Raw genomic sequence first — 12,277 nt, 5'->3', positions numbered from 1 at the left:
CGGATAAATGTGGATAAGTGAAAGGAGGAGACCACCTGTGGATAAGTACGTTTGTTTAGAACATGTTGAGCTCGCACTTGACGAAATCGTAGATGAAACAGAACAATACCCGATTCTCGATCAGCTAAATCCAGAAAAAAACATCACGTGTGAATACTGCGAGGCACCGGCAACATATCTTGTGTCAAGCAAAAAATAAATATCAACATGTGGATTTGTGGATAACTCTGTGGATAACTCCTGAATTTTCTGTCAGAAAGCGAGAAAAAAGATGCAAATTACCATCATTACGGTCGGAAAGCTAAAAGAGAAGTATTTGAAGCAAGGCATCGCCGAATATACGAAGCGTCTTGGCGCCTACTGTTCGATCCAAGAAATCGAGGTCGCGGACGAAAAGGCACCGGAGCAGTTGAGTGAAGCGGAGATGGCGCAAGTAAAGAAAAAAGAGGGCGAACGGATTTTAGCGAAAATTGGACCGGACGTTCATGTCCTTGCACTTGCTATTGAAGGAAAACAACGGACGAGTGAACAGTTTGCAAAAGAACTCGATCAATTCGCGACATACGGCAAGAGCAAGATTGCTTTCGTCATCGGCGGATCACTCGGTCTTGCACCAGAAGTGATGCAACGTGCGAATGATACAATCTCGTTCTCAAAGATGACATTCCCGCATCAATTGATGAAGATGATTCTCTGTGAACAGATTTATCGGGCGTACCGGATTAATCGGAATGAACCGTACCATAAATAAATGAGGTTTTCAGAAGATAAAAAATGACTGAGATTGACTCAGTCATTTTTTATCTTCTAATATATCTTATTGGAGATACATTGTTTTCATTTAATTGTTCTGTATTAACTGCATTTATCATAGATAAGCTTTCTAGAAGTCGATCTTTAACAGAATTAGCTCTTGTAATCAATGGCTCATTAAAAACTAAAGTAGGTGTCAATCTTTCATGTACTATAGTCCAATCCACGTAAACTGAAAGATAACGGTTACCATCCATCTTTTCTCTAAATGTATTATAATTATGCGCTTTACACGCAAAGAATAACCTTGGATTTGCTACAGCATATTCTTCTATCGGAAGCATATTATCAATAACATCTTGTGGATTTAAATATGATTCACAATCTCCAATTAAGATATAGTCTGCTACTCCGGAATTTGGAATTATTCTACCATTTACCAAAGCATTCCTTTTTTCTTCACCCAACAGACGTCCTGCATATACTTCTAGAATTTCGCGAGGATGTAAATAAATTTCTGATGACAGTTCTCCACCGGGTTTATTTAAAATTTCAAATTTCCATCCTAGTAAAATAGAACCTGCTCTTGTTCTTGCTCCAGAATTAGTATAAGAAATAAGAGTCCGCTCTTCAAATGCTTGTTGTATAGAATTAGTAAATCTTTGTATTCGATTACTCCAATCAGCACCAAATATTTGTAGTGCTCTCGTATCAGACATTTTATTCTCAAGAAAATCAGCATTGATTTTTTTATAGGAAATTTTAAATTCTTTAGTTTCAGAAGTATCTTCTGTTCGTGCCAAAACATATATATCACATTTTGGTTCGCCTCTTGCGACTAAGGGCTTTCCACTTGTTAGTGTGATATACGATTGACTGTCGTAAATAAAGCTGGACCCTACAGGAAATAAACTTACAATTTGATTTTCGGATTGAATATAATTCATTAATGTGTCCACCTTTTCTAATTATAAAATATTTTGCTAGTTGTGACTAAATTGAGAGAAGAAAGTATTAACTTCACTAAAAAACTATTAACAATATGGTTGTTTTGTATACTACACGATGAAAAATAAGTCAGTAATATTTAAGCTATTTATAAACCATGATATGATTAGTATAAGCTATTTAAACTGAATTATTGTGTTATTTTTTGAGAAAAAGGTGATTAAATGGAAGTTGAAATTAATGCTGTTCCTAAAAAAGGTAGAAGTCTATTTAAGCCTGCTATTAACTTATCTGATGATCAAGTTAAAGCAATCTTAATAGAAAAAATACAAAGAGAAAATAATCAAATTCCTTATGATAAAGCTGATGAACTAATGTTAGAAAATCTTAAATACAACAAAGAAAAAATTAATGTTGTAGGTCTCTTTTCTGGTTGTGGTGGTCTTGATTTGGGATTTGAATTAGCTGGTTTGATTTCAGAAATTGGAGAAGATAATGCACTTAAAGCTTTTAAGAATAAAGAAGCTTATAATAATGAGAGATCAAAGAGTATATTCCACACCGTTTATACTAATGACTTATTTAAAGAGGCTAATGAATCTTATGCTCAAAACTTTCCTAATCATGTGATACAACACCAAAAAGATATTCGTAAAGTCAGTCATTTTCCAATATGTAACTTGATGCTCGGAGGATTCCCTTGTCCTGGATTTTCTGAAGCAGGTCCTCGACTAATAGATGATGAAAGAAACTTTTTGTATATTCACTTTATTAGAGCGCTTTTACAAACACAACCTGAATTCTTTGTGGCTGAAAATGTGAAAGGAATGATGACGCTAGGGAAGGGAGAAGTCCTTAGACAGATTGTTGAAGACTTTTCATCTGCTGGATATACGGTTACACCATATTTGGTAAACGCAAAAGACTACGGTGTTCCCCAATCTAGAGATCGAGTTTTTTTAATTGGTGTTCATAAAGAAAAAATCGAAGAAAAATATGATTATAAATATGAATTGCCTTCACCTACTCATGGAGTCGCACCTAAATTAATTCCATATGTAACGTTAAGAGATGCGATTAAGGATCTCAAAGAAAATCCTGGTCCCTTCCATATAGGTGACTTTTCACCGATGTACTTATCGCGGAATCGTAAAAAAACATGGGATGATGTTAGTTTTACAATACAAGCTTCTGGAAGACAAGCACCACTTCATCCTGGTGGAATGCCTATGGAAAAGGTTTCAGCTGATAAATGGAATTTAATAGGGGAGAATAGAAGACTTTCCGTAAAAGAAGTATCAAGAATTCAAACTTTCCCTGATTGGTTTGAATTTAGCTCAGGAAAAAATCAAAATATTTCTGGTAATGGTTTAGTAGATAAGCAATATAAGCAAATCGGCAATGCAGTGCCAGTAATGTTAGCTAAATCAATTGCAATGCCGATTGCTCAATTCTTATCAAAATTAAAAAAAGATGAGAATTTAGAATCTTCAGCTCTCCAATTAAAAATGTTCTAATAATCATTATCTAAAACAAAGCCTAGTTTTAAATATATATTATTTCCTTGAATGTATACTCGAGGAGGTAAAATGATGAGCAATGAGTCCAAAAAACGTATCTCAATTGTCACATTAAAGTTGGTAAGAGAAAAATCAATAATTTATGCTAAAAGCCGCATCACCTCTCCAGGTGATGCGGCTTCTTTGTTCCGTGATTATATGGGTGACCTAGACCGGGAGCACTTTGTATTAATGGGGCTGAATACTAAGAATGAGCCAGTCATGCTAGAAACGGTCCATATCGGCTCGCTAAATGCTTCAATCGTTCATCCTCGTGAAGTTTTCAAGTCTGCTATCTTATCGAACTCAGCGTATATTATGGTCTGTCACAACCATCCATCTGATGACTGTGAACCTAGTAGAGAAGATGTGTCGGTTACAGATCGTTTGGCACAGGCTGGAGATTTAATCGGAATTCCTTTGCTCGATCATTTTATTATCGGTACAGAAGGATATGTCTCATTCAAAGAACGAGGGTACTGCTGATGAATGCTAGAACGATTATTGAACGTGCGCTTATATACATGGAAGATTCAAATGAAGAGTGGTCAGATCAGATTGTTAGTGAAGCATTAANNGAGGAACTGGATTTGTCTTTTCTACCAGATAATATCGTAAAAGAAACGGGAAATCGGGTCCTGCTAGAAACGTATCTGTATAAAAAATATATGATTCATCTTATTCGTGATAATCATAGAACTTGCCTGGTCGCATACTACTGTGATGAATTAAAAATAATTCAATTAATCGAGGGGGAATAAGTAATGAGTGAGTATCAACGGATTTGGATTGATGGTGAAGAAGTGTATTGTAAGTCAGATTCATGGATTAATGCAGACTCAGACAGCGTATGGGATGAAGAAGCAATGAAGGATCTTTTGATGGAAGAATACATTTCTAATGGAGCAACCATTGATGAATCTATTGTTCGACGGGTACTAAATCAGTTGCCCAACGAAGATCGTAACATGGTCGCTCTCTATCTCTCATATTACTTGAAGTTAACAGAGGGATAAGCATGTTAAACTTTCCTGCAAAATTAATTGTTAAGATTATAGTTTCGATAAAAATACTAAAATAAAAAATCATCCATAAAACTTTTGGAATAAAGTTTTATGGATGATTTTTTTATAATTTGCGATTTATAAATAAAAAACGTTAATGTGTCCAAATTGTGAACGTGAAATAAAAAAATTCAATTTATTTCTGATTTTTTTTAGCTAGGAGCAACGTACACTTAAGATTTTTCGAATTTTTTTAGTTAGAAGCAGGGTAGTAGAAAGATCGTTTTATGGAAATTTATGAAGGCTTTTCAAATCAATATATATTGTTTATAGTTCTCCTACGCCCCACAAAATACGGTATTAAAAAAGGAGAATGAAGATGTTAAATGTACAAAATCAAAGTAATGAGAAAAACATCAATACAAATTTAGATTGTGTTGAAGAGAAAATTTTTTATGAAACAAATAACTCTAAATCGAAAAAAGTAAGTTATATGGATCTTAACTTAGAGGGCTTTGAGACTCAAATCCTTAGTAGAGAAATGGAGGAACAGTTAAAAGAAGTTCTTGAGCTAGATGGAGTGTTTGAAGAAATTTCCGAATTATCTGAATTAATGCGGCGTGATATTTATACGCTGGAAACGAAAGTAACTGAATGCTCTTCTGGTTTAATGTCTACTACTGTTTGTATAGAAGTCGAAGTTCTAGCATCTATACAGTCTCCTCACTCAGAAGATTGAGGATGCTATGCATATTTAGTAAGCAAATTGAAGTTATTTATTAAGGAGGAAAATAAGGCATGAAAAACTCGTCAGAAGAAGCAACTTTGGTAGTCGAATCTAAACTTAACTATGTGCAAATTTTTGAAGAAGGTAACCATGAACTTGCATCAAATGATGGACCAGAATTTGTGTTGGACTCAAATGGGGTCTATTCGATGTACTACGACAAAAAAGAAAAGACATTCAATCGTTCTCCTAAGCGATTATGTACGCCTCTCTATGTAGTAAATGTTAAGCGAAATAGTACAGAGGGAGATTTAATGGTTCGGATTGCTTACCGTCTACATGAAGAATGGTTTGAGACAGAGATTTCTTCATCAGAAATAAACGAGGGCATCGCTGCTAAACTAACTAAACTAGGAGTTGGCGTCAACCTAGCTCTTGGAAATAAACCACAGCTTGCTCATTATATAATGCTACTTATGAGTGAAATGAGTTTCCAAGCGATTCATAATCATATTGGTTTTAGAAGTGAACGCAAAACTCATGAGATTGATTCCTCTATCCTGTTTAATCACTACAATCAGGAATATGAGCGTAAATCTGATGGCACTGTTTTAGTACGAGAAAGTGATGTGAGCAGTACCTATGAATTAGCTTTGAGACCCAAAGGTGACATCGAAAGTCTAGTGACTAGTCTTCAACCATTACTAAAGCATAATGAAATTAAGTTTGCTTTGGGAATAGGATACTCCTCCATGTTGCATGGTTATCTCAAGTTATTTAAGCCGGATTTGTTAAACTATATCATTCATTTTCATGGAAACAGCTCTACCGGAAAGACGACTGCAGCTCGTTTAGCAGTAAGTGTCAGTGGGAATCCGTTCGAGAGTCCTTTGAAGGCTGCATGGAATTGGACGTTGAACGCTCTATTAAAAGTTATCGAGAACAATTATGGTCTTGCTGTCCTTTTCGATGAATCTTCGATGGCATCAAGAGATGCCTCTGAATTCATCTATCAATTTTCTGATGGCGAAGAACGAGGACGATTGAATCGCAATGCCGGACAGCGTGAAAGATCTAATTTTGCGACTATCTGCGTATCGACAGGGGAACAAAGTCTAAAAAACTTAGACCGTCGAGGACGTAATGTTCAGAACGCTGGTTTGTCGGTTCGGGCAATTGAAGTGACAGATGTTTCTTTTATGCCATCGCGTGAAGTAGCGGAGGATATCGCAAAACTCGTTCAACAACATCATGGATTGCTTGGACCGGTCTTTGCAGAGAAACTGCTTAATTATCATCCAGAAAAGATTATGAAGATGTGGGAGGGAATCCGGTCCGAGTATGAACAAGAAGTCGGAATCCAAAGTAACTATGTGAATCGGCTCTCGCCAATGTTTGCGACGCTTGAATTAGCCATCAATTTAGCTTATAAAAGCGGGCTTGGATCTTATGGGGAGGCTGAAAGATCTGAATTTCGTAACTTTTTGTTAGAAGTTTTTAAATCTCAACTAGATAGCATCAATCTATCAGACACAGCTTACGCTGAACTTAAAAACTATATTGTCAAAAATATACGCAAATTTAAGTATCTAGACTACTTACCAAGTGGACCTCAAACGTTCGGTAAAGTCGTTAAGCAAGGTCCGTACCAAAATGATGAAGTTTTCATTTTAAAAGACGTTATGGAGTCCTTCTTACGAGAGAAGGGTTACACAAGCCCTCGGATTGTCCTAAAAGAGTGGCGTGAAAAAAAGTTAATCAAGGCAGAAGAAGATCGCCTTACAGCGAGGGCGAAAGGACTATCTAACCACCGCTTAACAGGATATTGCGTCATTTTTGAGCGAGGCACTTTCGATGAGTATCTGCAAGAATCCTCCGGTGAACAACCTTCTCTACTTCGTTCTCAACTAACTCCATCTAGAAGTACGTCATCTACTTCTGAAGCGCGAATAGTTTCTAAACGATCAAATGATGATGAATCGAGTGAACTTTTTAAGGATTTAGAATTCCCACCACAAGGTCATGAAGATATTTAAGGAGCGAATAAAACATGCACATGGATACCCAAGCGAACGAACTAACCGTCATTCTTAAGCATATGGTGTTGTATCAACAAGCTAATCGAGAGGCGGAGATGAAAATTGACTAACTCTTTAGGAGGTATTATCTCTGAATTTCAGCAATCATATACGAAAACAGGTTTCACTTCGACAACTGGAAAGCGCGCGGCAATCTACGCCCGCGTTTCCACGGTCGAACAAGCAGATGAAGGGTATTCCATCGATGCTCAATTAAAAATCCTTCGGAATATATGTGATGAAAAAGGCTTTGAACTCGTTGAGGAATTTGTTGATCGCGGGATCAGTGGAAAGGACATCGTGAACCGTCCAGGACTTCAGGCGATGCTTCAAGCTGTCGAGGAAAGAAGACTCGACATTGTGTTGGTTTGGAAGATGAATCGTCTCTCTCGAAGAATAACGGATATGCTAAACATCGTTGATTCATTAAAGTTATACAATGTCGAATTTTATTCGCATACGGATAATATCGACACCAATACTCCTCAAGGTAGCTTTCAGTTTCATATCATGGCTGCTGTTTCCGAGTTCGAGCGGAAAAATATTGCAGAGAACGTAAAAATGGGGATGATTGAGCGTGCTCAGAGCGGTCGCTGGAATGGGGGTGTTGTATACGGTTACGACATCATCAAAGTACGTGACACGATGCGTAAACGGGGAGATACGCTTTTAGAAATTAATCCCGCCGAGGCAGAGGTTGTCCGCAAAATTTTCAATCTTTATAATCAAGGCGATGGATACAAGACTATCGCCAATCGATTAAATCATGAAGGTCACAAGACTAAGCATAAACGAGAGCACTCTATTAATGGAGTTAAGACCATCCTGATGAATCCACTCTATGCGGGTTACATTCGTTATAACGTCCGACAAGAATGGTCTACAAAGCGACGAAAAAACATCAATCCAGATCCAGTTCTCGTCAGAGGAATCCACGACCCAATCATAGATGAGCAGACATGGAAAAGAACACAGGAGCTGTTGAAGGGACGTAGCCGAACACCTAACAGGGTTCATTCCGGAAGCTATCTGCTTACTGGTATCATGAAATGTCCACAATGTGGCGCGGGAATGGTCCTTTCACGAACGACGAATAAACGAACGAACGGTGAAAAGCGCGTACTTGAGTATTATGCCTGCGGACAATGGAAGAACAAAGGTTCATCAGTATGTAGTTCTAATGGGGTTCGAGTCGATAAAGCGAACCCTTACGTGATCAATCGGATTAGAGAACTGTTGAGCGATCTATCACTTTTAAAAGGTTTAATTGAAGCAGTAAACAAGAATGCGAAACAAGAAATACAGCCACTACAAAAGCGTCATGCTCATTTAGTGAGTCGCCTTGAAAGTGTAGAAAGAAAGCGGGAAAAAACATTCAGTCTTTATGAAGACGGAATGATTAAAAAAATCGAGGTGCAAAAGCGCTTAGAAGCGAGTGACGTTGACATAGAATCGTTGAAGAACGAGTTATTTCAAATTGAACGACAACTCCTTGATCAAAGTCGGCTTAAAGTTGACGTTGATGTCGTAGAAAACGTTCTGAATAACTTTATGGAGCTTTACGACAAAGCACTAACCGTGGAACAACAGAAGCGGCTAGTGCGTATTCTAGTCGAAGAAATCACTATTGATGCAACACGAGAAATTGAGACCATCCAAATCAAAATAAATGAAGATGTTATCCGTTTCTTTTCGAACAAAGGTGGAGATGACCCTGACGGGTCGCCTCCACCTTTTTCTCTATTACTGAATATCGTTTGACAACCTGAAATATAAAAGTAGTTATAAGCAACAGATAGGGTGCTTAAACGAGCTTTTATGAATGTTGTGTTCAAATATACTTTTATACAACGAAAGTCGTTTATATCGTCCTTTACGCGTTTATTATGGCTATTGAAGAATTAATAGTAGTCAATTCTCATAGTAAAAAAATCATTTTAGCCAGAATATTTGTTAACTGTTATGGAGTAATGATATATCTCGATGTCTGACTTAATAAAACCTCGTTTCAAAGCCGCTTTCAGCGTATAAAACATATTATCGCGCCCTGGACCGTTGTCAGTATGAATATAAATTTTCTTTGCGTGGTAGCCTTTCTCGCAAAAGATTTTGACGAGGTCGTATCCAGTAGGTAAAAGATTTCCATTCTCATCCTCACCTAAGTCATGATCTAATGATAAAATGTTAACATCATAATTTTTCAGGAAAAAAATAGCGTCTTCTACGTTACGAGCTATTGTAAAATCTTTTGGACAGTCCCTTAAATCATCAACATACAAATTAATTTCTTGTTCCAAGAAAACACCTCCATTTCAAAGTGTATCAAGTGGTCTTTCAAAATTAAAATTAGAGTAAGGAGCGATTATACATGAAATTTATTTACTTTAATGATACTGGACGAGAAGTAAGTTTGCATCCTGCTACTGAGGAGCATGGAACGCGTTGTGACATGAGTACGATTCAGCCTATGGAAGAGCGTGTTTTTCATTTACCACCTAATACGTATCCATGGATTAAGATGTGGGACTATGGCGAAGAGCGCGGTTTAAGCATGTTAGTCTCTCCAAGAAAAGAATATTAAGTTAAAAGTATTCGTAAGGTAGCCTTGAGGTAAAGGACCCGGAAACCCGGTAAATTTGTATGTAATACAAAAAGAAAACTGCAATCAGTAACCGAACAGTACACTAAAAACCTCATTTAGATGTGATACGGAGAGCCTTATCATAAATAAACAGTATTTAGATGACCGCCTTAAGTGTAGTAACTGATACTCGAGGTGGTCTTTTTTAAATAATAAGATTAACCCTTATATCACAATTAACATAATAAATATAAATGAAAGGTATACATAATGGTTATTCAGATTATAGAACAGAAAACACGTAGTCAGATTAAAGACTTTTTTACTGTGCACTGGGGCAGTTCACAAATGGTAACGTCAACAGGTGTTCATGATTGCAGTCTGTTGGATGGATTTTATGTTACGAATAATGATCATGAAATCATTGGACTAATCACCTATCATATTACTTCACAGACGTGCGAAATCATTTCACTGGATAGTCTTGAAGAAAATAAAGGAATCGGTTCACAATTGATGCAAATGGTAGAAGAAAAGGCAACACAGCAACAATGCAACTTGCTGACGCTCGTTACGACAAACGACAATGAACGTGCGATACGTTTCTATCAACATCGGGGATATACAATATCGCAGGTGATTCCGAATGCTGTAGAACTTGCACGCAAAATAAAACCGGAAATTCCGTTGTACAATGAAAAGGGAGTTTCGATTAAAGACGAAATCGTCTTGATAAAACATTTATGAGTCACTTATTCGTTGTTGATGTTAGAACTTCTAAATAATCTTTCTCACTCTTGAATTGATCATTCACAATCAAATCTGGTGAAATCAAATAGGTTCCGGCATATTCACCGTGCGTAATTTTAAAGTAGCACGTCTTAGGTGCGAGTAGACTTTTTGATTGATGAATCTGCTCTCGTGATAGTGGCGTCCAACCTGATTGATCTTGTGAATTAGCGAAAGAGACAACAATCGATTGATCAGCTTGAATCAATAGTACAAGATCGTTGTCTTGTAAACGTGATGGATTGACGTGGGCGAGGATTGGGTCGGTAGACTTGGCTATAAACCCGCCAATCATATCGTGTGAGTGCTGTTCATTCGTGAATTGTTGAATCATAGTTATTCTCCTGACTGAACGAAAATTACTCCGACTTTTTTTCGTGATGATACCGATACCGCAACCAAATAGCATGATGATACCGGTAACGAGTAATGCAGGCACGTGACCCTCTAATGCCATGTAGAGACCTGGACCACTTAGGATGACGCCGGTTGGAATCAAAACGTTTCGCATGAAGTATTCCTCCCGAAAGGATGATGACGTTGTTCTCACTATACCGGATAGAACGTCAGATAAAACGTATGCTTTAGTAAATAATGATAATCTGATTTTGAATATGCATAATGAAAACAGACGCCGTCCATTAATTTGGACAGCGTCTGTTTCCATTATGTTCGCTCTAGTACATTGACGAGCATCTGATGGATGACGTCATGATCCCGGACGTCATGGACACGATAACTGCCGGGTAACGTATAGACGTCTATCGCTCCGACATAAGCAATCTTCAGTTCCAACGTTCCATCCTCCTGACAGGTCGTCCGGAGTTCGAGTTCACCGCTGATGACACCGACTTCTTGCGTCATCACGCCATGCGTGGCGGTAAAGGTAGAGGTTTTCGTTTCCATCGAATCGACTCCTTTTTAGTATGTACATGTGTTCAACATCGTTTGTAAGGCTGTTTTTTCACTCGACTGTAAGCTGAGGTTCCAGCGGCTCTTCGTATTGATCCACATCTTCGAGTAGGCACAACTCGCGCCTGCCCGTGTCGGCTTCCATGTCGACGGATCCTGATCCCCTTTTGAACGGTTCGAGCTCGCAGAGACAGCAATCAATTGTGGACCTGTCAAATCGTTTGCGAATGCTTGACGTGTCGTCGTCGTCCAGCTGCTTGCTCCTGAGCGCCATGCTTCGGCAAGCGGTACGACGTGATCGATGTCGAGGTCAGATGGATTCGTGAATGTCAGTCCGTCATAGTAACTATACCAAGAACCGGATGTGACGGGGCACGATCCGACATATGAATCGGCGTCACGTTTTAAGACGACTTGTCGTGTATCACAGCCGCCTCCTTGACTGCTCCAGTGCGGGAACAAATCACGCGAATAACCGGTCATGCTGCCTTCTGTTTTAACAGTCAAGGCATCGAGTTGAGACTGGGCCGTCGCTTTCGAAGAGATACCTGAGGGGAGTGCAGAAACGGATGTCGTATCGAACTGGAAAGCGGTCAGGCAGACGAGTGCAGTGATGACGATGGACTTGATGGCTTTGAACACGTGTCATTCCTCCTATGTATGAGACGAGATGATGTGAAGACACCCTTCACAATTTTTAGTATGGCATCACTCATTTAGGAGAAAATGAATATCGTGTAAATGTTATAAAAATTAAATTTTTGTCATTATATACAAGGGTCTGATGTTAGGATTTAGGTGGAGAAGAAAGGAGGCTACATCATGAACGAACGAATCAGAGGATGGTTGATCGTGTGCGGTATCTTTTTAGTCGTAAGTGGCACGTTGACGGAAGCGCAACGTTATTTCAACACAAAAGAACTAGA

The 12,277-nt window shown here is 38.2% G+C and carries 15 protein-coding genes; 10 read left to right on the top strand and 5 right to left on the bottom strand.

The features are described 5' to 3' along the window. Positions 1-37: 37 nt before the first annotated feature. Complete coding sequence (locus B2751_RS08250; RefSeq protein WP_069201504.1) at positions 38-199, top strand: CxxH/CxxC protein; 162 nt, start codon at positions 38-40, stop codon at positions 197-199. Between the two features lie 72 nt (positions 200-271). Next, positions 272-751, top strand: a complete 480-nt coding sequence (rlmH, locus tag B2751_RS08245) for a 23S rRNA (pseudouridine(1915)-N(3))-methyltransferase RlmH (RefSeq protein ID WP_290755957.1) — start codon at positions 272-274, stop codon at positions 749-751. Between the two features lie 49 nt (positions 752-800). On the opposite strand, the gene B2751_RS08240 is transcribed toward rlmH, so the two are convergent. Next, positions 801-1,700 (bottom strand): hypothetical protein, encoded by a 900-nt coding sequence (locus B2751_RS08240; protein WP_290774207.1) that lies wholly within the window; start codon positions 1,698-1,700, stop codon positions 801-803. Between the two features lie 225 nt (positions 1,701-1,925). On the opposite strand from B2751_RS08240, the gene B2751_RS08235 reads away from it, so the two are divergent. The 6 genes from B2751_RS08235 to B2751_RS08210 all read left to right on the top strand — a co-directional run bounded on the left by B2751_RS08235 (position 1,926) and on the right by B2751_RS08210 (position 8,830). Continuing rightward, positions 1,926-3,218 (top strand): DNA cytosine methyltransferase, encoded by a 1,293-nt coding sequence (locus B2751_RS08235; protein WP_290774205.1) that lies wholly within the window; start codon positions 1,926-1,928, stop codon positions 3,216-3,218. Between the two features lie 75 nt (positions 3,219-3,293). Then, entirely contained in the window at positions 3,294-3,746 is a 453-nt protein-coding gene (locus B2751_RS08230) for a JAB domain-containing protein (protein ID WP_290774202.1), read from the top strand. Positions 3,747-4,024: 278 nt separating this feature from the next. Beyond that, the gene (locus tag B2751_RS08225; RefSeq protein WP_290774199.1) at positions 4,025-4,276 is read left to right on the top strand and encodes a hypothetical protein; all 252 of its coding nucleotides are present in this window, start codon (positions 4,025-4,027) and stop codon (positions 4,274-4,276) included. 367 nt (positions 4,277-4,643) lie between these two features. Then, on the top strand, positions 4,644-5,003 hold the full coding sequence (locus B2751_RS08220) for a hypothetical protein (protein ID WP_290774197.1): 360 nt from the start codon (positions 4,644-4,646) through the stop codon (positions 5,001-5,003). Between the two features lie 59 nt (positions 5,004-5,062). Further along, positions 5,063-7,027 carry a DUF927 domain-containing protein gene (locus B2751_RS08215; RefSeq protein ID WP_290774196.1) on the top strand — a complete coding sequence of 655 codons (1,965 nt, stop codon included), beginning with the start codon at positions 5,063-5,065 and terminating at the stop codon, positions 7,025-7,027. Between the two features lie 105 nt (positions 7,028-7,132). Next, positions 7,133-8,830 (top strand): recombinase family protein, encoded by a 1,698-nt coding sequence (locus B2751_RS08210; RefSeq protein WP_290774194.1) that lies wholly within the window; start codon positions 7,133-7,135, stop codon positions 8,828-8,830. A gap of 176 nt (positions 8,831-9,006) precedes the next feature. Here B2751_RS08210 and B2751_RS08205 read toward each other — a convergent pair whose 3' ends face one another. After that, positions 9,007-9,366, bottom strand: a complete 360-nt coding sequence (locus B2751_RS08205) for a cyclic-phosphate processing receiver domain-containing protein (RefSeq protein ID WP_290774191.1) — start codon at positions 9,364-9,366, stop codon at positions 9,007-9,009. A 71-nt stretch (positions 9,367-9,437) separates the two neighbouring features. Here B2751_RS08205 and B2751_RS08200 point away from each other — a divergent pair, with 71 nt between their 5' ends. Both B2751_RS08200 and B2751_RS08195 read left to right on the top strand, forming a co-directional pair. Then, complete coding sequence (locus tag B2751_RS08200) at positions 9,438-9,650, top strand: hypothetical protein (RefSeq protein WP_290774188.1); 213 nt, start codon at positions 9,438-9,440, stop codon at positions 9,648-9,650. A gap of 348 nt (positions 9,651-9,998) precedes the next feature. After that, positions 9,999-10,397, top strand: a complete 399-nt coding sequence (locus B2751_RS08195; RefSeq protein WP_396210747.1) for a GNAT family N-acetyltransferase — start codon at positions 9,999-10,001, stop codon at positions 10,395-10,397. Between the two features lies 1 nt (position 10,398). Here B2751_RS08195 and B2751_RS08190 read toward each other — a convergent pair whose 3' ends face one another. From B2751_RS08190 to B2751_RS08180, 3 genes are all read right to left on the bottom strand, one after another. After that, positions 10,399-10,950 (bottom strand): hypothetical protein, encoded by a 552-nt coding sequence (locus tag B2751_RS08190; RefSeq protein ID WP_290774182.1) that lies wholly within the window; start codon positions 10,948-10,950, stop codon positions 10,399-10,401. A 155-nt stretch (positions 10,951-11,105) separates the two neighbouring features. Next, complete coding sequence (locus B2751_RS08185; RefSeq protein WP_023469834.1) at positions 11,106-11,345, bottom strand: hypothetical protein; 240 nt, start codon at positions 11,343-11,345, stop codon at positions 11,106-11,108. 15 nt (positions 11,346-11,360) lie between these two features. After that, positions 11,361-11,981, bottom strand: a complete 621-nt coding sequence (locus B2751_RS08180) for an HNH endonuclease family protein (RefSeq protein ID WP_396210748.1) — start codon at positions 11,979-11,981, stop codon at positions 11,361-11,363. Positions 11,982-12,277: the final 296 nt, after the last annotated feature.

It is taken from the genome of Exiguobacterium sp. UBA6282 (genome assembly GCF_002440475.1).
In the GTDB taxonomy this organism is placed as follows: domain Bacteria; phylum Bacillota; class Bacilli; order Exiguobacteriales; family Exiguobacteriaceae; genus Exiguobacterium_A.
Note: the sequence above shows the minus strand (reverse complement) of the source record. Positions and strands in the feature narration are given on the sequence as shown.